The following is a 21,999-nucleotide window of genomic DNA, read 5'->3' as shown; positions in this document are numbered from 1 at the left end:
GTGCCAACGCCGTGATTCAATTGGGTCAGTGCTGGTTTGATAGCGAGTTTTGAGTTCCTCACTACTGAGATGTTTTTCCAGTGTCAGTGTACGTGCCATGCTCCTATTTTATAGTGTTACTGCTTAGCCGGATTTCGTATAAGGAGTAGTTTAAGGCAACACTCATGAAGGCAATCCTGTGAATAAAGTTGCTGTATTTGGTAATGCTGGAGGTGGTAAGTCTACTCTCAGCAACCGTTTAGCAAAAATGACAGGTTTACCCATGGTTGCTTTAGACCTGTTGAAGTATACACCTGGCGGTGGCGAAGTTTCCTACGAGGAATATAAAGCTGCCCATAATCAACTCCTCCAACAAGACCAATGGATAATTGATGGATATGGGTCATTGGATACAGTATGGGAACGACTGGAGATAGCAGATACCTTAGTCTATGTAGATATGCCAGTTCTCCAACACTATTGGTGGGTAACGAAGCGATTCTTAAAGGGCTTTCTAGTTCCACCAACAAATTGGCCTGAGAATAGCCCGCTCTTAAAGGGTACGTTAAACAGCTACTACACGGTGTGGCTGTGCCATAAGAAGCTGACTCCAAAGTACCGAGAGTACGTGAATAAATCTAAGGAAAGCAAGCGAGTCTATCATCTTAAGTCTCCTAAGCATGTGAAGGAGTTCTACCAAGCTGTCGAACTAGAACTGGCAAAATAAAGGTTATTTGTGATTCCCCAAAACTCTCAAACAGCGGTCTGCCGTTCTGAAACGACCCAAGAGGTTGTTCGTCGATGAGATTGAGGGGAAAACAGTACATGCTCCGGCTAACACATGATGGCAGCGGGCGATCGAAAACCGCCGGTACTGAGTTTGGGTTACTTGGTTTGAAGTTACTTGCTGCCGCTGATTTGAGCCGTAAAGCAGACGATATTATATCGCTGGCAGGGGTAAGGTCTCCTTTGGCACGAGAGCTGTAAAGGATAATAATCTGCGGACTATATTTCTCGCATAAATCGGAAACCACCTGAACGAGAAGAGCTGCGATCGCCTCATCTCCTGTTTGCCATACTGTACGACTGGCAGAGACGATCGCCCCCATTACACCCCAAAAAGCCCCCTGCCGCGAATCGACAGAGGGTTAATCAATCAAATGATCGGGCTAATGACCGCAACCTACAGAGCTGCCAGCAGTTCTGCCGAAAGGCGCTTCAGTGCCAACCGCTCGTTTTCGATATCGACGTAGATCGTATCGCCGTCGTGGAATTCTCCGCGCAGAATGGCTTTAGCGATCGGCGTTTCCAGTTCGCGCTGGATGGCTCGCTTGAGGGGGCGTGCGCCAAATACCGGGTCGTAGCCCACTTCTGCCAGGAAGTCGAGGGCAGCTTCGGACAAGCGGAGCGACATCTTGCGATCGTCCAAACGCTGGGACAGACGATTGACTTGAAGCTGGACAATTTGCCGCAATTCAGAGCGTTGCAGGCTGTGGAAGATGATCAGCTCATCTACCCGGTTCAGGAACTCTGGGCGGAAATTCGATCGCAGAGCATCCATCACGCGCGATCGCATTTCTTCGTAGAGTTCATCGTTGCCTGCCAGGTCGAGAATGTACTGCGACCCAATGTTGCTGGTCATGATGATCACGGTGTTCTTGAAATCGACCGTGCGACCCTGCGAGTCCGTCACGCGACCGTCATCGAGGATTTGCAGCATGATGTTGAACACATCGGGATGTGCTTTCTCGATCTCATCAAACAAAATTACCGCATAGGGACGACGACGAATCGCCTCGGTCAGCTGACCGCCTTCCTCATATCCCACATATCCGGGAGGCGCACCGATCAAACGAGAAACGGCGTGCTTCTCCATGTACTCAGACATATCGATTCGCACCATTGCTTCTTCGGTGTCAAACAGGTATGCCGCCAGAGCCTTCGCCAATTCCGTCTTACCGACCCCGGTCGGACCCAGGAAGATAAAGCTGGCGATCGGTCGATTGGGGTCAGCCAACCCAGCACGAGAACGCTGAATTGCGTCTGCAACTGCCGTCACTGCCTCATGTTGACCCACAACGCGCCGATGCAGCTCGTCTTCCAGGTACAGGAGTTTCTGCATTTCAGACTCGACCAGCTTGCTCACCGGGATGCCCGTCCACTTGGAAATGATTTCCGCAATGTCGGACTCGGTCACTTCTTCGCGCAGCATTGATTTACCGCTGGTTTGCGTCTCGGTCAGCCGCTTTTCAGCTTCTTGCAGCTTGCGTTGCAGGTCGGTGAGTTTGCCGTATTTCAGTTCCGCTGCGCGGTTGAGGTCGTAGTCGCGCTCCGCCTGCTGCACTTCCAGGTTGACGCGATCGATCTCTTCTTTGAGCGTCTGGATCTCAGTGATCACTTCCTTCTCGGACTGCCACTGAGCATTCAGCGTAGTATGCTCTTCCTTCAGATCAGACAGCTCTTTGTCAAGGCGATCGAGCCGTTCGCGGGAACCCGCATCGCTTTCTTTTTGCAGCGACAGCTTTTCCATTTCAAGCTGAAGGATTTTGCGATCGACCTCATCCAGTTCTTCCGGCTTAGAGGTGATTTCCATTTTCAGCTTGGCAGCTGCTTCGTCTACCAAGTCAATGGCTTTGTCTGGCAGGAAGCGATCGGAGATATAGCGGTTCGACAGGGTAGCCGCAGCCACCAGCGAAGAGTCAGAAATCTTGACTCCGTGGTGAACCTCGTACCGTTCCTTGAGACCCCGCAAGATCGAGATCGTGTCTTCCACCGAAGGCTGATCCACATACACCTGCTGGAACCGCCGCTCCAGGGCTGCGTCCTTCTCGATGTACTTGCGGTATTCGTCCAGCGTGGTCGCACCAATACAGCGAAGTTCCCCTCTTGCCAGCATGGGTTTAAGCAGGTTTCCCGCATCCATCGCGCCCTGGGTTGCCCCTGCACCGACAACAGTGTGAATTTCATCGATAAATAGAATAATGCTGCCATTGGAATCCGTGACTTCCTTTAGCACTGCCTTGAGCCGCTCCTCAAACTCGCCGCGAAACTTGGCTCCGGCGATCAGTGCACCCATGTCCAGCGCGATCAGCTTGCGGTCTTTCAGCGATTCGGGCACGTCACCCGCCAGAATGCGCTGTGCCAGTCCTTCCGCGATCGCCGTCTTACCCACGCCCGGTTCGCCAATCAGCACGGGGTTATTCTTCGTGCGGCGCGAGAGAATTTGAATCGTGCGGCGAATTTCGTCATCGCGTCCAATCACCGGATCAAGCTTGCCCTGACGCGCCGCCTCGGTCAGATCCCTCCCATACTTCTCTAGAGCTTCGTACTTGCCCTCTGGGTTTTGATCCGTCACTTTCTGGTTTCCTCTTACCTGATCCACAGTATTCTTTAGTCTATTCTCGTTTAGCTTAAATTCCTGGAACAAGCTCTTGCCAAAGCGATCGTCTCTTGCATACGCCAGCAGCAGGTGTTCGACCGAAATATACTCGTCGCCATACTCTTTCCGCAGCGTCTCAGCCCGATCGAGCAGAGTATCGAGTGAGCGACCCAGATACACCGAACTGCCTGCACCCGACACTTTCGGCTGTTTTTGAATGTATTTTTCCGTGTACTCACGGACGCGCTGCACGTTCACGCCGAGCTTGTTTAGAATACTCGTTGCCAGTCCTTCTGGCTGCTCCAGAATCGCCAGCATCAAATGCTCTGACTCAAGCTGCTGATGCTGTGCCTGCTTTGCAATATCGGGAGTCCGAACGATCGCCTCCCACGCTTTCTCAGTGAATTGATTTGGGTTAGTTGGCTGCATAGGCACTGAGGGGAATGAAGAATCGCAGGGTCATACTTTTAGCAGTGATGGGGATGCCTCTCACCTGCCACTCAATACCACTGACCCCAGTGACTTTATTTTAGGGAGAATTATGAAGACGAGGCGATCGGGCATCACACCTTTTGATGGCGTAATCTCGTCCCTTCGTGAAGGATTATGACTAGGCAGATAAAGGATTGGCGCGGGTAGCGTGTAATCGTTCTACAGAAGTTTCTGCGCTCTACACATCACGAGCAACGCTTGAGCGGATTCCACTGCTTTCTATTCAGTTCAATTCACGCTATTTAATTCACGGTGCGATTAACCTTCCTGCCTCAGCGAAGCAGATGATTTTGCCCTTGTTCTTCTCCTGGATGCGTCGATACTCCAGATCCCTGGACCATGAGCCGCAATATAGAGAAAAAGGAAACAGTAGAGCATGGCTAACTCACCTCCGTTAACGATCGGGAGAAAGCCTTTTGAAGCATGCAGCATAAAGTAAGCGACTGCCATTTCACCGCTGGCAATAAAGGCCGCATAGCTTGTCAGCAGTCCGATCGCAATCAATAAGCCGCAAACTAACTCCAGCAGTCCCCCAAATCCCAGGAATGAGGTGATGGAGAGGGGTGGTTTACCACCTGGAATACCCAATATCTTTTGAGTGCCATGCAGAGCAAAGGACAATCCTGCAACGATTCGCAAAATTGCGTAAATGTAGGGGGAGTAGCGGGCAAGAAATGGATTCATATTTCTCAGTATTTTTCAGTTCGTAGGTTGTTTGTTTACTCTAGAAGAGATTAGTACGCAGAGTGGACTTCGATCGCCTGAAAGACCTGCTGCAATTGATGCAGTAAACCTCGCAGGCTGCCGATGTCGGCTTGGAGTTAACTTGTTCAGCAGCAATCTGGTTAGTTATCAAAATTCATTCATTTCTACTTCTTCCTTAAGATGGGTTTTGCTAAACCAGTTTGTAATAGATTAGCTCATTTGAACTAGCGCGATCGCCTGCTCTCTCATCTCATGATTCTGTCATTCAGGCAGTTGGTGAAGCAAGTTCCCTATAGACGATCGCAGCTTTAACTCACCCAAGTTAGTAGAAGCCAAAGACAATCAACTCAGAATTGATTTAGCCGAATATATTAGCTAAATACAAAGCACAGATTTTTGTTCATTTTTTGTTCAGCAGTATGATGCAGCAGTACAAACCGCTCTTTCGGTTCATTCTTGCCCTGGCAGTGGTGGCGATCGGTGCTACGCATTTTACCAGCCCAGACTCCCACATTAGAATTGTGCCATCCGTCCTTCCTCATCCCTTGGCACTGGTCTATGGGAGTGGAGTGATTGAGATCCTTGCTGGAATTGGGTTGCTCATTCCTCGTGTCAGTCATGCAGCCGCTTGGGTTTTGGTTGTACTTTTCATTGCTATTTTTCCAGCGAACCTCAACCAGGCAATTCATAATATTCCAGTCTCAGCAATGCCGCATGATCCGCCGCTGATTTGGTTGCGTTTTCCTTTTCAGGTCTGCTTAGTCCTTTGGGCTTGGTGGCTGACTAGAGCCGATGAGGCTGTAGAAACAATGGGCGCGATTGAGCCAGACTCTGATACACCTAAAATCATCCCTGAGAGCAAGGTAAATTCCAATGAACGGTAGCAACTTGAATGATAAAGGAGAATTACAATGCAACTAAATTTAATGCTGCTCTGGATCACGCTTTCGTTTGTCTTTGTTGGAGCAATCATGCTGCTGCTGCAACCCGTGATCGATTTCCATTAAATCAGGCAATCAGAGCAACAAGAGAAATACCGGAAGTGTAAATCACCCTAGCCTTCTGACCCTGGCAGTTATGACGTAGCAGTGTTGGAGATTGCCAGGCAGGAATTTAAAGCACTGCGATCCGTCATTGGAAAGACGTTATCGGGGGGCAATCTTTTTAGGATCGTCCGCAACGCAAGAATTTAGCTTAAGGCAGAACAATGACGAAGCAGTTTAAGAAGGGCGACAAGGTTGAATGGGATTCTTCGGGTGGAACCACTCATGGTGTGATTAAAGAAATTATCACTGAACCTACCGATTTCAAGAATCATCATTTTGAAGCATCGAAGGACAAACCTGAGTATTTAGTTGAAAGTGAAAAAAGCGGCAAAGAAGCAATTCATAAAGCCGAAGAACTGAGGAAAGTGAAAGAGAAGTAGCATGGTACACCACACGGACACCGAAAACGAAACCGTTCTACGCGAATTTCGAGAAGCGGTTAATATGCCTGTGAAGAAACTTGAACACTAGTTAAAAACCGAAGAGTCGCAGTCGGTAGGCATGAAAGAACACGAAGGTGACGAATCTACGGGACATCAAACAGGCCGTCATCTCGTAGAACTGCTGCACAAGAAACGGTCAGACTACAGCGAGGATGACTATAACCAGATGCGCCGTGTGGTGAGCTATATTCATCGTCATTCTGCACAAAGACCGGATGGAGATATCACTCATACTCGCTGGCGGTATTCATTGAAGAACTGGGGACATGAACCGCTCAAAGATTAAAGTTCAGCACAAGTTCAGCATAAGTTCAGCAGGAGCAGTACGATGCGATCGAATGAACAACGCTACCGTGACCGAGTAGAGCAGAACGATGCTCACGATAGAGAGCTTGTAGATGATCATCTAAGTTCCTCTGTTCAAACGGATGACCCAACATCAAACCAGCGCAATCAGGATGAGATAGCAGAACGCTTTATGCGATCGCTACAGCAAATTGAAGTCACCGGAGACGTTGAACCACTTGTTGCTTTGTTTGCAGACAACGCGGATGTTCTTAATCTGGCAATGTCTGAACCGCTTCAGGGACAGCAGCACATTCGGCAGTTCTGGCAAAAATATCTGTCGGTGTTCGATCGCATTCATTCCCGTTTTACCCATGTGGCAGAGGGAAACGGAACGATCACGCTGGAATGGATTTCAGAAGGAGCTTTGTCATCGGGCGAACCTTTCAGCTATCGAGGGGTAAGCATTTTGAAAACGAAGAATGGGCGAGTGCAGCATTTTCGCACTTACTATGATTCCGCCGCATTCTTGCCGCAAGGCGCAAAATAGCTACAGCCTTATGCCCTGCGACTGCATCTCGCATCCATTGTGGTCGCCTGTATGCCGTCCTCTAACTTGTTGATATTGCAGGCATCTATGCCCACAGAGCGAGGATCGGGCGATCGCTTCTTCAGCACTATGAGATTGTGACTTTGCAACACGAGCAAACCTGCCTCACCTTCTCATCTATCCAATTAATCAGGATTTAGATGTGTCTACTGCGTTTCGCTGTCATGATGGCGAAATGTTTCTCTCGACTGGATTCCGCGTTCTCCAGGTTGGTCTGCTCGGTGTATCAGTTTCGACCTATCTGATTGATGAAACGGCATAATCGGAGAAACTTCAATGACTTCTTCTCAAAACCCATCTGCAAACAATCATCACAAAATTCGCTATGCCATTGTTGGACTTGGCTGGTTTGCCCAGCAAGCTGCAATGCCCGCCTTTTCCCAATCCGAGAATTCTGAGCTAGTCGCCCTTGTTTCTGACGACCCGACTAAGCTTCAGGAGCTGGGTCAGAAGTACAACGTACAACATACTTATTCCTACGAGCAGTACGAAGAGTGCCTGACCAGCGGCGCAGTAGATGCCGTTTATATTGCGCTGCCGAACCACCTGCACCGCGAATATACCGTGCGAGCTGCCGAGCAGGGAATTCATGTGCTATGCGAAAAGCCAATGGCAGTCACCGCAGAAGAATGTGAGGAAATGATTTCCACTTGCGAAAGCAAAAACGTCAAGCTAATGATTGCCTATCGCTTACACCTGGAACCCGCCAATCTAGAAGCGATCGAAGTGGTGCAATCCGGGCAGATCGGCGAGCCGCGCATTTTTAACTCGGTCTTCACCCAACAGGTGACTGACGAAAGCAACATTCGTTTACAGCATGAAACAGGGGGTGGCACGCTCGACGACATTGGAATCTACTGCATCAATGCAGCGCGGTATTTATTCCAGGACGAACCCACTGAAGTGTTTGCCTTTGCTGCCAACCGTGGAGAAAAGCGATTCAGCGAAGTCGAAGAAATGGTGACCGCAATTTTGCGCTTCTCGAATGAACGACTGGCAACCTTTACTGTCAGCTTTGGCGCAGCTTCGGTTTCAACTTATCAGGTGGTTGGAACCAAAGGCGATTTGCGGTTAGATCCTGCCTATAGCTGGAACGGGGAACTGAAGCATTACCTCACAATCAACGGTGAAACTCAGGAACGCAGTTTCCCAGACCACAGCCAGCTTGCTGCTGAGTTCACCTATTTCTCGAACTGTATTCTCCAAGATTCACAGCCAGAGCCATCGGGACAAGAAGGTTTAAACGACGTTCGCATTATTCGCTCGCTTTACCAATCGATCAAAACCGGTCAGCCGGTGAAGATTGCGCGGCTAGATGAGCATCAGCGTCCGACGGTGGATCAGGCGATCGCGTCCCCTCCCAATCCAGAGCAGCCTGACTTGGTAAATGCTGCCACTCCTAGCGATTGAAACCGCTAAGTCAAACAACGGGTGGGAACAGGGTGTCTGGGTCAACCCAATCCACAGAAGCATTGCGCGGGCTGACAGGCAGAGGACATTCAAATTTCTTTTGCCGATGTTGAACTAGTGAATCCCCAAAGCAGTGGATGACTATTGGAAAAGACTGCTTTCAGATATCCTTTCCCCCGTTTCGCCTATTTAAGCAGCGGCAACAATTGGTAGATTACCTTTGTGATCATCAGCTTCAGCAGGTTGCCGGTTGGAATCGACACTGGTATGTGCGTCTTACAAATTGCGATGGATTTGTGGCGTTATGGATTTGTGGCGTTGCCGAATTGGGATATGAACGGTGCAAATTTAGCTTCTGCATCGCCCCCTAAATCCCCCAGTGCTGGGGGACTTTGAATTGTGGTTGTCCCAAAGGTGGGGAGCTAGGGGGGCGTATCGTATGCTTATTCAGCAACGCCGGATTTGTTTGATCGAGGGATTAAACCGCTTGTGCTAGCAGATTGTTGTGCCAGTACTGCTGGGTTGCAGGCTCACTTAGCAGGTTTAGTCATGCTAAGCCAAAATATGGTGTAAGAGGATGTCTGAGAAGTATCCTGGGCTAGGCGGCAAAGTATGAAGCGAAGGTTAGCAGTGTTTTGAGTGTTATCCAGCAAGAACACAGATAAGATCAAAGGGTAACTTAAATCTCATAGTGCCATAACTCCTTCTGCTGCAAAATAATTTTTTGGAGTGGCAACCGCTGAATATATTGCTGCTGCTCGAGCAGGCTCAAAGTTCGGGTGACGGTAATTCGAGTAATGCCAATCAGGTCTGCTAAATCCTGATGCGTTAGGCGTAGATCAATCAAGCAACCGTCCACCGTGGTTTGACCAAAGCGATCGGCTAACCACTGAAGCAGCCTCAGCAGCATGACATCAGCACGCTTAGAACCACGAATGACCATTAGGGCTTCCAGGTAGTTAACATGGGTTAGTAGCGTATCTGCTAAATCCGGAACCTCATTAATTGCGATCGGAGTCGCTTTCACTGGAGTCAAGCACTCGATTTGATAGGGATTCACTTGAGTTAGCGATCGTCCAACGCAGTTCCCTGCTCCCCAGAGACCGAGTACAATAAGCGTTCCATCCTCTGACCAAGTGACTGTTCTGACAAATCCTGATTCAATCTTCCAGAGTATATTGGAGCGGCAGTCAATCACACTACGGGCATTAAATCGGTGAACAGAGAACTGCGAGGTTGCCTGTTTCCAAGGTGGGAGAGTTACAGCAGTCATCGCTTATTCCTATTGCTGAAATTGTTATTGCTGAGAATTGGGATAAGCAAAATCTAGGAATGGAACGTGCCCAGAATACGATCGAGAATTTGGGTTTTCAAATCGGCAAAAGCGGCACTTCCAGGATTGCGCAGACGCGGAAGGGGAATCGATAGATCCAGATCAACGCTGCCATGATTTAAAACAATGACGCGATCGGCAAGATAAACAGCTTCTTCGACATCGTGTGTCACTAAAATGGCAGTGAACTGCTGCTCCTGCCAGAGCGTTTGGATCAACTGCTGCATCTCAAGCCGGGTCAGGGCATCTAACGCACCCAGGGGTTCATCTAACAATAGAAGCCGAGGCTGGCTGACCAGGGCACGTGCAAGAGCAACTCGCTGCCGTTGTCCACCAGAAAGCTGCGTGATCCATGATTGAGATCGATCACCTAAACCAACCTGTTCCAGTGCCCACCGGCTGCGTTGCCGCCCTTGTTTACTCAAACCTAAGGCTACATTGTCCAGGACTCGCCGCCACGGTAAGAGTCGCGCATCCTGAAACATGATTCTTGTAGTAGGATTTAATCCATTTACAGGTTGCCCATCTAGGTTAATCTGTCCGTTTGTGGGAGAATCTAATCCAGCAATCAGGCGCAGAAGTGTGCTCTTACCGCAGCCGCTTCGCCCAACGATCGCAGTAAACTCCCCTGGACGTATCGATAGATTGATCTTTTGTAAAACCGAAACCGAACCAAAGGATTTTTCTAGCTGATGAATTCTAATTTCAGTTCCATAACTATGCCTTGATCGATCGTTTTTTTCGTTAGAAAACCGATTCTCAATGGGTTGCCTTAATGTATTCATACTCTCCTCCCTAATGCCATTGCATCAAATTATTTAGTTATCCAAAAATTTTCTGTTTCTATTCTGGAACCTAGTCATCTCTTGTCTTTCCAACCTTCATTCTCTTATCTTTTCATTCGTTATCTAACTTCTGACTAGGATGCCAGGGCAGCCACCATTGCTCTAAGCCGCGCACGATCGAATCCGCCAGTTTACCCAGCAGCGCGTACAGCAAAATACTCAGCACCACAATGTCCGTCTGCATAAACTCTCTGGCATTCATTGCCATGTAGCCGATGCCTGAATTCGCCGCGATCGTCTCTGCTACAATCAGCGTCAGCCACATTAAGCCCAACGCATACCGCACTCCCACTAGCACTCCTGGTAACGCACCGGGCAGGATAATTTTCCAGAACAGTTCCCACGATCGGAGTCCATAAACTTTTCCCATTTCAACTAAATCAGGATCGATCGATCGAATGCCGTGAAAGGTATTGATATAGACAGGAAAAAGAACGCCGATCGCGACTAGAAATATTCGTGCCGGGTCGCCAATGCCAAACCAGAGAATAACCAACGGAATCATTGCCAGGTGCGGAATATTACGAATCATCTGCACTGAGCTATCGGTAAAACTTTCGGCAAGTTTAGAAACGCCGTTGAGAACGCCGAGGAATAAGCCGATGCCCCCGCCGATTGCAAACCCAACTAACGCTCGCCAGGTGCTAATCTGGACGTTTTTGAACAGTTCTCCGCTAACCGTGAGCTTAATTGCGGCGTCTAAAACCTGTGTTGGTGCAGGCAAAATGCGAGTGGCAATCAGTCCTGCCTGAGCAAGAATTTGCCAGATGACCAGAAGGGCGATCGGCACAAGCCAGGGAAGAAACTGCTGCCAGGGAAGCCGTTCCCAGCTTAATCTTGATCCTCTTTTTTGTAGGAGTTGCATAGTAGATCGGTGAGTCAATCAATAGGTGAGTCAATCAGTAAAAGAGTAATTAGCGAAGAATTGCGATTGCGGCTACAGATTGGTGTACGTCTCTAGCCCAGAAGTTGCCGGATAAAGCAATTGGCGAATATCAATTTATTTGGAAACCGCCTTCTGTACATCCAATCTGCCCGCTCCTGAATGCCGTCAATTACCTGTGCAGTAAGTGGCTCCACCTGTTCGACCAGTCGTTCCTTCCCCAACTGCTTCACGGTATCTGGCTTCAAGTCAGTTAAGAGCTACGAATAAAAGTCTGGAGTCGGGAATTGATCGTTCAATACCCAGTCACCGATCGCTTTCACTTTGTAATCAACTGGGTCGTGCAGGGTGAAGGTCCGCAGATTGCGCCAATATCGATCGAATCCATAGCGAGAATGAGTCGAGCGCGTTCCCATCACATCGAAAATTTTGCTGGTAAGCTCCAGTCCTAACTTAGTGACAAAGGCTTTTGCTGTTGCAATCGCGATCGCACATTCTCCCCGTTCGACTGCACTAAGATTCTCCTGTTTCTCCCAAGCGGTTTGAACAAGCTGGGTCGCGCGATCGGTCAGTAAGATTGCTGCTTCCAGGTTCATCCACATTTCCCCGTAGTGTTGAAGGATGTAGGGATCATCAGTTGCCTTTTCAACACCAGAGGTCAGCCAGGCACGGGTACTGGTTTGTGTATATTCCTTTGCCGCTGCAAAAGCACCAAGCGTGATCCCTAAGTAGATATTGGTGAAAGTGATTTGCGTTAAACAGGAGCGAAAAGTTTTGAAGACTGCGCGAGCAGGATCGGGAGTAAGAATTTCATCCGCTTCGATGAATACATTGTTAAACGTGATGCTGCCGCTATCGGTTTGTCGCTGTCCCATATTGTCCCAATCCTGATTGACCACAACACCTTCTCGCTGGGTGGGGACGATCGCAATCCGAAAGCCCTCAACGTCCTCCTGCACTATGGTGAGCGGAATCAAATCAGAATCGACAGAACCAGAACAAAAACTCTTCGTGCCATTGATGCGGAAGTGGCTGCCTTCGGGCGTTAGGATCACTCTACGATCGAGCGGATTAAACCCATTGCACCAAACCCAATTGTTCTTTGTCGTTAGTGTGTAGTAGTGTTTTCTCTGCTCAAGGCTGCCAAAGAGATGAGGGGAAACGACACTCAGATGATGATAGGAAAACACATGGGCGATCGAACTATCGACTTCGGCGAACTTGCGGGTGATCTTGAGAACTGTATCCCATCCTTCTCCCAATCCCCCATACTCCTGAGGAATGATCAGCTTCAGCAGGCCACTTTTCCGCAGACGATCGCGTTCTGCTAGCGGTGTTCCACCCGCCTTGTCCCGCTCGATTGCAGTTTGAGCAAACTCAGCGGCAAGAGTATTGGCTTGAGCGAGGTAGTCAATCGAGGTGAATTTGGGAAGAAGTTGCATGAGATTAGCTGGGTGGAGGAGAAAGATGAGTCGATGGGTGATTAGAACCTTGCCTTGATCAGGGGGCGATCGTTCAGGGGTTCAATGGTTGGAAGCTCTTCGAGGGAAAGATCAAGCTCAATGAGCAGGCGTTCTTTCCACTCCTGGAGGTCTTGCTCCGTGCGTCTGCGGGGACGAGGGAAATTGAGCTTAAATTCTCGGTGGACTCGTCCAGGGTTGCCGCGCATCACGATAATGCGATCGCTCATGACCAAAGCTTCTTCAACATCGTGGGTCACGAAAATGAGCGTGGGACGATCTTCACTCCAGATTTGCAGCAAGTGATCCTGAAGTTTCATGCGAGTAAAAGCATCCAGGGCGCTAAACGGCTCATCCAGTAACAGAATCGAAGGCTGAGTCACAAGGGCACGGGCGATCGACACACGTTGCGCCATTCCTCCTGATAATTGACGGGGCAGAGCGTGGGCGAATTCGGTCAGTCCTACTTTTGCCAGCGTTGAGGCGACCCGTTGCGTTTGCTGGTCAGGAGCCATTTTCTCTAAACCAAACCGCACATTATCCCAAACCGTGAGCCAGGGCATCAAACGGGGTTCCTGAAAGATAATGCCGACTTCAGGATGAGGAGAAGTAATGGGTTCATTGTCGATCGAAACTGTTCCTGCCGTGGGGTGCTCTAGTGCTGCAATCAGACGCAGCAAGGTGCTTTTACCGCAGCCGCTCGTTCCAATCAGGCTGACAATCTCTCCGGGCTGTATCTGGAGATTCAAATTGTCTAGCGCAATGAAGCCATTTTTGAATCGCTTGTAGACGTTCTCGATCCGCAGCATTTTCAGAGTTGCCTTTTGCCTAATTTTTTGTCTGAACCGTTCTGAACAGTAATGTAAGGCTTTCCTAACGATTACAAGGCGGAAAGATAGGAATCTTGCCAGCTTAAAAACCGCTTGCCGATCGCCGCTAACAGCAGATCTGTTAATTTGCCGCAGAGCGCAAACAGGAGAATGCTAGCGATAATGATGTCCGGTCGCCCCGTCGTTTGTCCGTCTACTAGTAAATAGCCCAGTCCGCTGCTGGCTCCCATAATTTCTGCTGCGACGACAAACATCCAGCCTAGTCCCAATCCGCTCCGCAGTCCCACAACATAGGTAGGCAGTGTTGCAGGCATAAACACACGCCAGATGAGCTTGAATTGGCTGAGCCGATAAACCTTACCGACCTCAACTAATTTACGATCGACATGCTGAATTCCAGTCATCAGATTGAGATACACGGGGAAGAATACGCCTACAGCAATCAGGGTAATCTTAGAAGATTCATAGATGCCCAACCAGAGAATGAATAGGGGAACCCAGGCGAGAGAGGGAATATTACGCAACGCCTGAAGCAGTGGATCAAGCAAGCGATAAGCTACACGAGAATAGCCAGTGAATGATCCCAGAATCGTTGCGGCGAATGCTCCGAGGAAAAATCCGAGCAATACCCGATAGAAAGTTACGGTGATGTGCTCGAATAGCTCTCCGGACAACGTGAGGCCCAGAAGGGTAAAGGCGATCGTAGAAGGCGCAGGCAACAGATTTGGAGGAAAGACACTCGCCGCAGAGAAAATCTCCCAGAGGACAAGCAAAATTGTTGGAATGAGCAGTCCAACCCATCCACTGGAAGACGACTGACTTTGAGAAGGAACTCGATTGAAGATGCGCAACGCCGGTGCAGCAAAACGATTCATGGGCAAACCCGTTGAAGATTCACTGGAAAAATTCACTGGAAAATTTGAAAAGCTGTTCTAAGGCTTGACCACTTTTTTCACAAATTCTGGATCGATTAAGTCTGTTGCAACTTGCTCCACGTTTATCGAAGACTGAATTACACCGCTCTTTTTCAGTACATCTCCGGCGGCTGTAATCACGGTTCTTTGACTATCGCCGATCGTAGAGTCCGATAAATCGGTTCGCTCAAGCTGCTTTGCTGCCACTGCATCGCTCAACTTGGCTTCCTTCGTCAGGATTGTCCTCAATTCACTAGGATTGTCGATCGCCCACAGCCGCGCCTTTTCGTAGGCTGCGATCACTCGTTCCACATAAGCAGGATATTCCTGAACAAATGCCTCCCGCACGTTCAGAACGCCTTGACTAATGAAGTTCGGATTGCGATAAAACAGGCGAGATCCTTTCTCTAGCTCCGTTTTTGCCATGTGGGGATCGAGTCCTGCCCAGGCATCGACATCGCCCCGCTCCAGAGCCGCTCGACCGTCTGTATGTTGAAGTGGAACCAGTTCAATGTCTTTCTCAGAGAGCCCAACTTCATCTAGAGCACGTAGCAAAAAGATGTAAGGATCAGTTCCTTTGGTTGCTGCAACACGCTTTCCCTTTAAATCCTCAACTTTGTTGATTGGGGAATCTGCCCGCGTTACGAGAGCCGTCCACTCTGGCTTCGAGTAAACGTACACTGCTTTGATAGGATTTCCATTCGCTTTTCCAAGCAGTGCAGCTGCCCCTGCGGTTGAGCCAAAATCAATACTGCGGCTATTGAGGAATTCTAGAGCTTTGTTGCTGCCGACGCTCTGAGTCCACTCTACTTTGACGTTATCCTTCGCTAACTCCTCCTCCAGCCAGCCTTTTTCTTTAAGAACCAGGCTTACTGGATTGTAGTAGGCGTAATCCACTTTAATTGTGTCAGGTTTAGCAGCAGCCGAGCCATTTGGAGCCGTCTGAGCCGTTTGACTACTGCAACTGCTAACGACCAGCACTAGACTGAGCGCAACGGAAAATAGAGCCGCAAATCCGGGTAGATATTTAGCCGTAAAGCGGCGACGGATTGCTTTGAGATCGATGAATCGACTGAACGTTTTCATGGGGGGCGATCGGATTAATGAGCTAGGAACGTGGAAGAGAATGTTTGCAGTTTAGGTTCACAATCGTTATTTAACGACCTGCGCCAACCGCGAAGCGAGTAGGCTGAATGATTGAAACGAGCTCATACACAGAATTTTGCAAACGCTGCTCAATTTCGCTATCAATAAACTGGTATTCGCCGCTGTCTTGCTTTTGTAATTGCGAATCCACAATGTACACACCTGCGAGAATACTTCTTGCACCCAGTGTGGAGAGAACGGGCTTCAGTGCGTAGTCGATCGACAAAAGGTGAGCGATCGTGCCTCCTGTTGCGATTGGAAGAATGACTTTACGAGAGAGTGCATTCTGCGGTAGCAAATCGAGTAATGCCTTTAAGACACCTGTATAAGCGGCTTTGTAGACGGGTGTAGAAATAATGACTGCATCAGCAGATTCGATCGCAGCAACAACCTGCTTGATATCCGGGTGATCAAATTTAGCAAACAGCAGAGCCTCCGCATTGATGTCTCGAACGGAGACAATCTGGTGATCAATCTGTTCACGGTCAAGAATCTTCTGAGCGTACTCTAGAACTGCGTAGGTTCGGGAGGGATGCGCCGGACTTCCACCAATTAAAACAACCTTCGACATGACAAACAACTCCTGAAATTTTCAAAGTCTCCCCTTGCGCTTTCAAAGCAGCAATCAACAAATGGGGAATTTAGAGGGGAATGCAAAACACAAGATACTTCTCTAGCTGGGACTGACGGGGAGCTTGTCGTTGGCCATAATTTCCCCGATCGGGCTCATATAACGACTGGGAGCCAACAGCGGCACATTCTCCAGCGGCAGTTTCGGAAAAACAAGTTCGGCAAAGCGATATGCCTCTTCCAGATGGGGATAGCCGGACAGTACAAAGGTGTCAATGCCAAGATCGGCATACTCCTGCATTCTTGCCGCGATCGTATCCGAATCACCGACCAGAGCAGTTCCTGCACCACCCCGTACTAGACCAACGCCTGCCCATAGATTAGGGCTGACCTCCAGGCTGTCACGCTTACCGTTGTGAAGCTGTAACATCCGACGCTGTCCTTCTGACTCGGCTTTACCCAGGGCTGCTTGTGCTGCTGCGATCGTCTGATCGTCTAGATATTTAATCAAATCATTGGCTGCATCCCAGGCTTGCGCTGTCGTTTCACGGACAATAACGTGTAGCCGAATTCCAAATCGGAGGGTGCGTCCCTGCTCGGCTGCCAATCGCTTCACCTCGCTGATTTTTTCTGCAACCTGTGCAGGCGGTTCGCCCCAAGTGAGATAGAGATCGACGTGCTTTGCGGCAACCTGTTTGGCGATCGCAGAAGATCCCCCAAAATACAGCGGTGGATAGGGTGTTTGCACTGGGGGAAATAGCAGTCTGCCGTTTCGCACATCCAGGTGTTGACCTTGGAAGTTAACGGTTTCACCCTGCATCACTTCGCGCCAAACCGATAGAAACTCATCCGTTAGCTCATAGCGTTCGCTGTGGCCGAGATGCACACCGTCTGCTGCCATTTCTGCGGAGTCGCCACCTGTCACGACGTTAATCAGTAAGCGACCTTGAGACAGGCGATCGAATGTAGCTGCCATCCGAGCCGCAACGCCAGGAGAAGTCAAACCGGGACGAATCGCCACCAGAAACTTCATTCGCTTCGTCACCGGAACTAAAGACGCAGCTGTAATCCAGGCATCTTCACAGGATTTGCCCGTGGGAAGCAGTGCCCCGAAGTAGCCCAGTGAGTCGATCGCGCCTGCTAATTGGCGCAGGTATTCGGGCGTAATCGCTCTGCCGCCGACCGAGGTGCCTAAATAACGACCATCTCCGTGAGTGGGAATAAACCAAAGTACATTCATCGAAAATGCCTCAAATTCGTTTGACGATCAAATGTTGCAGCAATTGAGTTAGCCTGAGTGAGTCAAGTCATTCAGAATTTATTTGAGAAGGTGGTGTGCTGATCCAAACTGCCTTTCTAGCTATCTAATTCTGGGAAACTGCACTTGCTGATCGGTTCGAAGTTTCCTAGTGGAATTTAGGGGGCAATGCAGAATTTTCACTTCTCAAACAAGTTCTTAACCTTTCCACACAGCATCATTAATGTTGATTGATTTGGGAATTAGCTTCAGCTTGTAGAATGTATCTGCAATTTGCTGCTGACCATTCACCACTTGGGAATCGATCGGTTTAACACCGTATCCTCGTCGCGTTTCTGCCAGATCCAATGACGCTTTATCGATCTTTAGTTCCGCTGAAAGAAACTGCGCTACTTCATTAGCATTCCCTTTTGCCCAATCGCTTACCTTCGTCAGTTCATCCACAACAGCTTTTACCAAAGCAGGCTGTTCGCTTGTAAACTTCTGGGTGGACAGGAAGAAACCATGGTTTGCCACAATGCCTTTGCCGTCACGAAGGACTCTTGCACCAAGTGCCTTTTCGGTCGCGGCAAAAAACGGATCCCAAATTACCCAGGCATCCACACCACCTTGCTCAAAAGCAGGACGCGCATCACCCGGCGGCAGAAACACTGTTTGCACATCGGTATAGCTCAAACCTGCTTCCTCTAACGCTTTTACCAGCAGATAATGGACGTTGGAGCCTTTGTTGAGCGCGACTCTCTTGCCCTTTAAATCAGCCACGCTTTGAATTGGTGAATCTTTGCGAACCAAAATTGCTTCTGCGGCTCCACCCAATGGCTCATAGGCAACGTAAGCCAGCGGTGCGCCTGCTGCCTGAGCAAAAACAGGTGGCGTTTCTCCCGTGTAGGCAAAGTCGATACTGCCCACGTTCAACGCTTCCAGCATTTGCGGTCCCGCAGCAAACTCGTTCCACTCGACGGTTGTTTCTTCTGATTGCAGGCGTTTCTCCAAATCACCCCTACTTTTAAGGAGATTCAGAGCCGTTGCCGACTTCTGATAACCGATTCTCACGACCGAGTTGGTGGCCGCAGGAGCCGCAGGCGCATTTGTAGGGCGATTGGTTGCACTGGGAGCCGTGCAGGCAGCGACCGCCAGACTTAAGCCCAAACTTACTACCATGAGCAAGAAGAAGCGTCGGGTAGGGGAAAGGCGCATCCTGGAGGGTGTCATTGCTTGATAGCAGCGGGATGCGCCAGAGAAAAGCTTTACCGTAAGAGAATCAAACCATCGCCACATGAGAATTTCCAGAAGAAGTTAAGTCTGAGTAAGAAGCCTTAAACGTTGCTTGAAGTCCAACTAATGTGCGCTATTGCGATCGAGCTGTACAAATCAATCTGTTCAAAACCAATCAATTTAAGGCTGTAAATCAAGTCCTTTAGGGAAGTGTTCTTGATGCTGAATCAACCTTTTTCTTCCAAGAAACTTGCTTTGTATTGACCTTAAAGCAATCCTGAACTAAGGAAGAGCCAGAAACGAATCTACGGTAATTTGGTAGGGTTACCGATATTTGCATAAACAGCACTATGCCATAGTGCGATCGCAATTGCAAGCGTTTTTCAATTCGATCTGGCTTGAATTAGAGATCGCAAGTTAGTGGTCGCAGGCTATCACTTTCTTTCGGTAATCAATTGCTTCATCGGAAGAAACTGCTTCGTTGCCGCTGAACTTAGATTTGTTATTGGTAAAGGATTTGAGGAGCGTCTGGGCAACTCGCTGCCCTTGGATGCGAATTTCTGGAACAGCAGTGGTTTCCCAAAAATTGCCCTTTCGGGGAGAACCAATCGTAAAAATTTGTTGAGAGATCCTGCCCTCGCCATCGATCAATGCCCCATTTTCTGCAACTGCTAAGCCCAGATGAAGCGGATCAGAACAAACAAGTCCTGTAGCCAGAAGCTGTTCAATCAGAGGATTCTTAACTTGGCAATAGTCACATTCAGAACCAGTACAGTTCAACACCAGATGCGCTCGCACCTCGATCAAATCCTGACTTCCGCGTTTGCGAATGACTGTGGTCACCTCTGATCGCGTTTCGTGGAAAGCCTGAATGCGTCCGGCATGGATCTGAAGTTGTCTAGTATGCAGCAATTGATTCAATTCCTGGGCGATCGTGGGCGCAACTCGATGTCGATGCACCTCCCAATAGGGGCGCAGATGCCGCAAAAAGCGACGCTGTTCTTCCAGGGGCAAACGCTGCCAGAGCAATTCTGTTTGGGGACGCAGTGCATCCATGACCGATCGCCAGTCATACCCCTGAAGTCTTGCCCGGTCGACTTCCTGCCGCACCCATCGCCAGAGCGATCGCACTGTTCTGCCTTCAGGCAAAGAAACGTCGTAAGCTGGAACCAATTGATGTGATTGGGGAATCAAACCCCGACGGGAAACCAGATGAATTGCTCCGCCGTGTCCGCGCTGCTTCAGGGTCATTACCTGATCGATCGCCGTCAACCCTGATCCAATCAGGAGAACGGAGTCTGAGGAGGATAAACGGCTGAGCCAATCTTCATTCCAGGCTGATCTCACATATCGATCGCTCTCATAAAAACGAGAATCTGATATCGCTGGGTTACGAGGTGGTAGATTGCCAAAAGCAAGAACAGCGCGATCGACAACGAGAGAGATTCCGGTTTGTAAAACAAGTTCTAGCTGAGATTGCTGGGGATGAATTGCGGTGACGATATCTCTATAACATCGTAAATGAGTGATCGAGGAATACCTGACTGCATCCTGTAGCACCGACTGAATATATTCCCTGTAAATTCGGCGGGGAACGAAAGCAGCAATATCAGCCTCGGACGGGAAATTGTGCTGCAGCCAGTGCAGGAAATGATTTGGCTGATCCGCAAAGAGGCTCATCTTACCGGCAGGAACATTAAGCAGATGGCAATCTTGATTGGTTCCGTACGCGACTCCTTCACCGATCGAATTTTGATCAATCAAAAAAATCTCTAGAGGGTTAGTTGCTTGTTTCAGTAGATGAACAGCAACCATAACGCCACTCAGCCCACCACCCACAATGCCGATCCTCATAGAAGCTGAGGCGAACGATTTTGCTGGGATTGTAGTGCGTATCGTCCGGTCGCTGAGCCCCTGTGAAGCCGTTTCACGCTCGGTGTAATCAAGCAGTTGAGGATCAATCAAATGAGTCATGCAGGCTCTCCAATCCTTCTAATCTTGCTGGCTAATGTTTCTGAGCTGCTTGGATGAAACAAAATTGAATTTCAATTGAATTGTAATTCAGCCAGAATTTATGTCAAGAGCAGAGTCCCTTGAAGCCGCCCCCTGAAGATGCGATGATGGGTAGATAGTTGAGCGGCAAATCTGACCTTCAGACTGGCACTTTGGGCGATGGGCAAGCGCACCGAACGCAACCTGCTAGACATCCTGGTTCAACAGAATTACCTGTTCAAGAATCTGGATAAGAAATGGCTGGCAGCACACCTTCCGGTCGAGACTCTGGTTGCCGAAAAGATCTATTCCAATCGATTGGTTTACACCGCGTTCCGTCCCGATTCCTACATTGAGGTGCTGTACCTGATTCTGGAAGGCGGACCTGTGATTATTCGTAGTGCCCCACTCGATCGCATTATTGCCCTCAGCTATCCGGGCGGCTGTTTTGGGATGCGCAGTTTACCTGTTGGTTATGGCAGTGCAGGCTATGCGTTTCCCAGCCAAGTTGAAGCATACAAAACGACAAGCGTGATCAAAATTCCGCTCACCGTTTTACAACAGATTTACGAAACAAATGAAACCTTCCGCAGTCGCTACGATAAGCTGTTCGAGCTGCGCGAAAAGTTTCAATATCACCTGCTCAATTGCAGCACCTACCCACCTCAAGCTGTAGCATCACTGCTGCGAGCACTCGTGTATCAGGAACGATCGCTGGGCAATCAACCAAACGGAGAAGGCATTTATACCTTTGATTTACCGATCGACATTATTGCCCGTGCTTGTCAGTTAAATCATCGCACCGTCGAGCAAGTGATTAAAGGAATGCACAAAGTCGGACTGGTTGAACCCACAAAAGATAGCGATACCTCAAATGATATTTTGCGCGTGATTGATGCAGAAGGTTTAAAGGAAACCTACAGCGCAACCAGAGATAAAGTATCGTGGTGGCCCCTCAAGTAGGGCAAACGATTCAGTCTCAAAGTCCTAGAAAAGGGGAATGCCCAGGATATATCTGATGAAGTTGCTGCCACTTTCACCCTAGAGACGATCGGTATAGCCCAGTAGATACACTCTTCCAGTCTAATTACTAGACTTGTCGGGAAATAAGCAAGAATAGAAGGCAGAAATGGGATAAGCAAATGCTGGATATTGAACGGGTGCTGACACAAGACCGCTTGCTGCGCGCTTTAACTGGCTTGAA

The 21,999-nt window shown here is 49.1% G+C and carries 22 protein-coding genes and 1 pseudogene; 9 read left to right on the top strand and 14 right to left on the bottom strand.

Annotated features, from left to right (window positions below; translation table 11 throughout):
* Window positions 1-178: 178 nt before the first annotated feature.
* Both NDI45_RS27840 and NDI45_RS27835 read left to right on the top strand, forming a co-directional pair.
* Window positions 179-706, top strand: coding sequence for an adenylate kinase (locus tag NDI45_RS27840; RefSeq protein WP_348249693.1), 528 nt, complete (start codon window positions 179-181; stop codon window positions 704-706).
* A 98-nt stretch (window positions 707-804) separates the two neighbouring features.
* A complete protein-coding gene (locus NDI45_RS27835) occupies window positions 805-966 on the top strand; it encodes a hypothetical protein (protein ID WP_348249692.1) in 162 nt (53 codons plus the stop codon).
* A gap of 196 nt (window positions 967-1,162) precedes the next feature.
* Here the strand turns inward: NDI45_RS27835 and clpB are convergent, their stop codons facing one another.
* Together clpB and NDI45_RS27825 are read right to left on the bottom strand one after the other, a co-directional pair.
* Complete coding sequence (clpB, locus tag NDI45_RS27830; RefSeq protein ID WP_348249691.1) at window positions 1,163-3,787, bottom strand: ATP-dependent chaperone ClpB; 2,625 nt, start codon at window positions 3,785-3,787, stop codon at window positions 1,163-1,165.
* A 321-nt stretch (window positions 3,788-4,108) separates the two neighbouring features.
* On the bottom strand, window positions 4,109-4,534 hold the full coding sequence (locus tag NDI45_RS27825) for a DoxX family protein (protein WP_190789721.1): 426 nt from the start codon (window positions 4,532-4,534) through the stop codon (window positions 4,109-4,111).
* 440 nt (window positions 4,535-4,974) lie between these two features.
* Between NDI45_RS27825 and NDI45_RS27820 the strand changes: the two genes are divergently transcribed.
* The 6 genes and pseudogenes from NDI45_RS27820 to NDI45_RS27795 all read left to right on the top strand — a co-directional run bounded on the left by NDI45_RS27820 (window position 4,975) and on the right by NDI45_RS27795 (window position 8,720).
* Complete coding sequence (locus tag NDI45_RS27820; RefSeq protein WP_348249690.1) at window positions 4,975-5,439, top strand: hypothetical protein; 465 nt, start codon at window positions 4,975-4,977, stop codon at window positions 5,437-5,439.
* A 323-nt stretch (window positions 5,440-5,762) separates the two neighbouring features.
* Window positions 5,763-5,981 carry a DUF2945 domain-containing protein gene (locus tag NDI45_RS27815; protein WP_348249689.1) on the top strand — a complete coding sequence of 73 codons (219 nt, stop codon included), beginning with the start codon at window positions 5,763-5,765 and terminating at the stop codon, window positions 5,979-5,981.
* Window positions 5,982-6,084: 103 nt separating this feature from the next.
* Window positions 6,085-6,330, top strand: a pseudogene (locus NDI45_RS27810) (DUF3140 domain-containing protein); the annotation flags it as partial.
* 42 nt (window positions 6,331-6,372) lie between these two features.
* On the top strand, window positions 6,373-6,879 hold the full coding sequence (locus NDI45_RS27805) for a nuclear transport factor 2 family protein (protein ID WP_348249688.1): 507 nt from the start codon (window positions 6,373-6,375) through the stop codon (window positions 6,877-6,879).
* Between the two features lie 336 nt (window positions 6,880-7,215).
* Window positions 7,216-8,349: a Gfo/Idh/MocA family oxidoreductase gene (locus NDI45_RS27800; RefSeq protein WP_348249687.1), complete on the top strand. Its 1,134-nt coding sequence runs from the start codon at window positions 7,216-7,218 to the stop codon at window positions 8,347-8,349.
* A 137-nt stretch (window positions 8,350-8,486) separates the two neighbouring features.
* Window positions 8,487-8,720 (top strand): hypothetical protein, encoded by a 234-nt coding sequence (locus NDI45_RS27795; protein ID WP_348249686.1) that lies wholly within the window; start codon window positions 8,487-8,489, stop codon window positions 8,718-8,720.
* A 308-nt stretch (window positions 8,721-9,028) separates the two neighbouring features.
* On the opposite strand, the gene NDI45_RS27790 is transcribed toward NDI45_RS27795, so the two are convergent.
* From NDI45_RS27790 to NDI45_RS27735, 12 genes are all read right to left on the bottom strand, one after another.
* Window positions 9,029-9,622: a Crp/Fnr family transcriptional regulator gene (locus NDI45_RS27790; RefSeq protein ID WP_348249685.1), complete on the bottom strand. Its 594-nt coding sequence runs from the start codon at window positions 9,620-9,622 to the stop codon at window positions 9,029-9,031.
* Between the two features lie 53 nt (window positions 9,623-9,675).
* Window positions 9,676-10,467 (bottom strand): ABC transporter ATP-binding protein, encoded by a 792-nt coding sequence (locus tag NDI45_RS27785; RefSeq protein WP_348249684.1) that lies wholly within the window; start codon window positions 10,465-10,467, stop codon window positions 9,676-9,678.
* Window positions 10,468-10,579: 112 nt separating this feature from the next.
* Window positions 10,580-11,392, bottom strand: coding sequence for an aliphatic sulfonate ABC transporter permease SsuC (gene ssuC / locus NDI45_RS27780; protein WP_348249683.1), 813 nt, complete (start codon window positions 11,390-11,392; stop codon window positions 10,580-10,582).
* Window positions 11,393-11,484: 92 nt separating this feature from the next.
* Window positions 11,485-11,658, bottom strand: coding sequence for a hypothetical protein (locus tag NDI45_RS27775; protein ID WP_348249682.1), 174 nt, complete (start codon window positions 11,656-11,658; stop codon window positions 11,485-11,487).
* A 12-nt stretch (window positions 11,659-11,670) separates the two neighbouring features.
* Window positions 11,671-12,852 carry an acyl-CoA dehydrogenase family protein gene (locus NDI45_RS27770; protein ID WP_348249681.1) on the bottom strand — a complete coding sequence of 394 codons (1,182 nt, stop codon included), beginning with the start codon at window positions 12,850-12,852 and terminating at the stop codon, window positions 11,671-11,673.
* Between the two features lie 41 nt (window positions 12,853-12,893).
* On the bottom strand, window positions 12,894-13,679 hold the full coding sequence (locus NDI45_RS27765; protein WP_348249680.1) for an ABC transporter ATP-binding protein: 786 nt from the start codon (window positions 13,677-13,679) through the stop codon (window positions 12,894-12,896).
* Window positions 13,680-13,750: 71 nt separating this feature from the next.
* Window positions 13,751-14,575, bottom strand: coding sequence for an ABC transporter permease (locus NDI45_RS27760; RefSeq protein ID WP_348249679.1), 825 nt, complete (start codon window positions 14,573-14,575; stop codon window positions 13,751-13,753).
* Between the two features lie 57 nt (window positions 14,576-14,632).
* On the bottom strand, window positions 14,633-15,700 hold the full coding sequence (locus tag NDI45_RS27755) for an aliphatic sulfonate ABC transporter substrate-binding protein (protein WP_348249678.1): 1,068 nt from the start codon (window positions 15,698-15,700) through the stop codon (window positions 14,633-14,635).
* 70 nt (window positions 15,701-15,770) lie between these two features.
* The gene (gene ssuE, locus NDI45_RS27750) at window positions 15,771-16,331 is read right to left on the bottom strand and encodes an NADPH-dependent FMN reductase (protein WP_190793125.1); all 561 of its coding nucleotides are present in this window, start codon (window positions 16,329-16,331) and stop codon (window positions 15,771-15,773) included.
* Between the two features lie 102 nt (window positions 16,332-16,433).
* The gene (gene ssuD, locus NDI45_RS27745) at window positions 16,434-17,570 is read right to left on the bottom strand and encodes an FMNH2-dependent alkanesulfonate monooxygenase (RefSeq protein WP_190793124.1); all 1,137 of its coding nucleotides are present in this window, start codon (window positions 17,568-17,570) and stop codon (window positions 16,434-16,436) included.
* A gap of 216 nt (window positions 17,571-17,786) precedes the next feature.
* Window positions 17,787-18,800 (bottom strand): sulfonate ABC transporter substrate-binding protein, encoded by a 1,014-nt coding sequence (locus NDI45_RS27740; RefSeq protein ID WP_190793128.1) that lies wholly within the window; start codon window positions 18,798-18,800, stop codon window positions 17,787-17,789.
* Between the two features lie 420 nt (window positions 18,801-19,220).
* A complete protein-coding gene (locus tag NDI45_RS27735; protein WP_348249677.1) occupies window positions 19,221-20,777 on the bottom strand; it encodes an FAD/NAD(P)-binding protein in 1,557 nt (518 codons plus the stop codon).
* Between the two features lie 198 nt (window positions 20,778-20,975).
* On the opposite strand from NDI45_RS27735, the gene NDI45_RS27730 reads away from it, so the two are divergent.
* Window positions 20,976-21,758: a Crp/Fnr family transcriptional regulator gene (locus NDI45_RS27730; protein ID WP_348249676.1), complete on the top strand. Its 783-nt coding sequence runs from the start codon at window positions 20,976-20,978 to the stop codon at window positions 21,756-21,758.
* Window positions 21,759-21,999 lie beyond the last annotated feature (241 nt).

It is taken from the genome of Leptolyngbya sp. GB1-A1 (assembly GCF_039962475.1).
Lineage (GTDB): Bacteria > Cyanobacteriota > Cyanobacteriia > Elainellales > Elainellaceae > Leptolyngbya_A.
Note: the sequence above shows the minus strand (reverse complement) of the source record. Positions and strands in the feature narration are given on the sequence as shown.

Excerpts from the sequence above, each read along its gene's own strand:
- NDI45_RS27835 (WP_348249692.1), top strand. The coding sequence starts at position 805 with ATGCTCCGGCTAACACATGATGGCAGCGGGCGATCGAAAACCGCCGGT.
- clpB (WP_348249691.1), bottom strand. The coding sequence starts at position 3,787 with ATGCAGCCAACTAACCCAAATCAATTCACTGAGAAAGCGTGGGAGGCG.
- NDI45_RS27825 (WP_190789721.1), bottom strand. The coding sequence starts at position 4,534 with ATGAATCCATTTCTTGCCCGCTACTCCCCCTACATTTACGCAATTTTG.
- NDI45_RS27820 (WP_348249690.1), top strand. The coding sequence starts at position 4,975 with ATGATGCAGCAGTACAAACCGCTCTTTCGGTTCATTCTTGCCCTGGCA.
- NDI45_RS27815 (WP_348249689.1), top strand. The coding sequence starts at position 5,763 with ATGACGAAGCAGTTTAAGAAGGGCGACAAGGTTGAATGGGATTCTTCG.
- NDI45_RS27805 (WP_348249688.1), top strand. The coding sequence starts at position 6,373 with ATGCGATCGAATGAACAACGCTACCGTGACCGAGTAGAGCAGAACGAT.
- NDI45_RS27800 (WP_348249687.1), top strand. The coding sequence starts at position 7,216 with ATGACTTCTTCTCAAAACCCATCTGCAAACAATCATCACAAAATTCGC.
- NDI45_RS27795 (WP_348249686.1), top strand. The coding sequence starts at position 8,487 with ATGACTATTGGAAAAGACTGCTTTCAGATATCCTTTCCCCCGTTTCGC.
- NDI45_RS27790 (WP_348249685.1), bottom strand. The coding sequence starts at position 9,622 with ATGACTGCTGTAACTCTCCCACCTTGGAAACAGGCAACCTCGCAGTTC.
- NDI45_RS27785 (WP_348249684.1), bottom strand. The coding sequence starts at position 10,467 with ATGAATACATTAAGGCAACCCATTGAGAATCGGTTTTCTAACGAAAAA.
- ssuC (WP_348249683.1), bottom strand. The coding sequence starts at position 11,392 with ATGCAACTCCTACAAAAAAGAGGATCAAGATTAAGCTGGGAACGGCTT.
- NDI45_RS27770 (WP_348249681.1), bottom strand. The coding sequence starts at position 12,852 with ATGCAACTTCTTCCCAAATTCACCTCGATTGACTACCTCGCTCAAGCC.
- NDI45_RS27765 (WP_348249680.1), bottom strand. The coding sequence starts at position 13,679 with ATGCTGCGGATCGAGAACGTCTACAAGCGATTCAAAAATGGCTTCATT.
- NDI45_RS27760 (WP_348249679.1), bottom strand. The coding sequence starts at position 14,575 with ATGAATCGTTTTGCTGCACCGGCGTTGCGCATCTTCAATCGAGTTCCT.
- NDI45_RS27755 (WP_348249678.1), bottom strand. The coding sequence starts at position 15,700 with ATGAAAACGTTCAGTCGATTCATCGATCTCAAAGCAATCCGTCGCCGC.
- ssuE (WP_190793125.1), bottom strand. The coding sequence starts at position 16,331 with ATGTCGAAGGTTGTTTTAATTGGTGGAAGTCCGGCGCATCCCTCCCGA.
- ssuD (WP_190793124.1), bottom strand. The coding sequence starts at position 17,570 with ATGAATGTACTTTGGTTTATTCCCACTCACGGAGATGGTCGTTATTTA.
- NDI45_RS27740 (WP_190793128.1), bottom strand. The coding sequence starts at position 18,800 with ATGACACCCTCCAGGATGCGCCTTTCCCCTACCCGACGCTTCTTCTTG.
- NDI45_RS27735 (WP_348249677.1), bottom strand. The coding sequence starts at position 20,777 with ATGACTCATTTGATTGATCCTCAACTGCTTGATTACACCGAGCGTGAA.
- NDI45_RS27730 (WP_348249676.1), top strand. The coding sequence starts at position 20,976 with ATGGGCAAGCGCACCGAACGCAACCTGCTAGACATCCTGGTTCAACAG.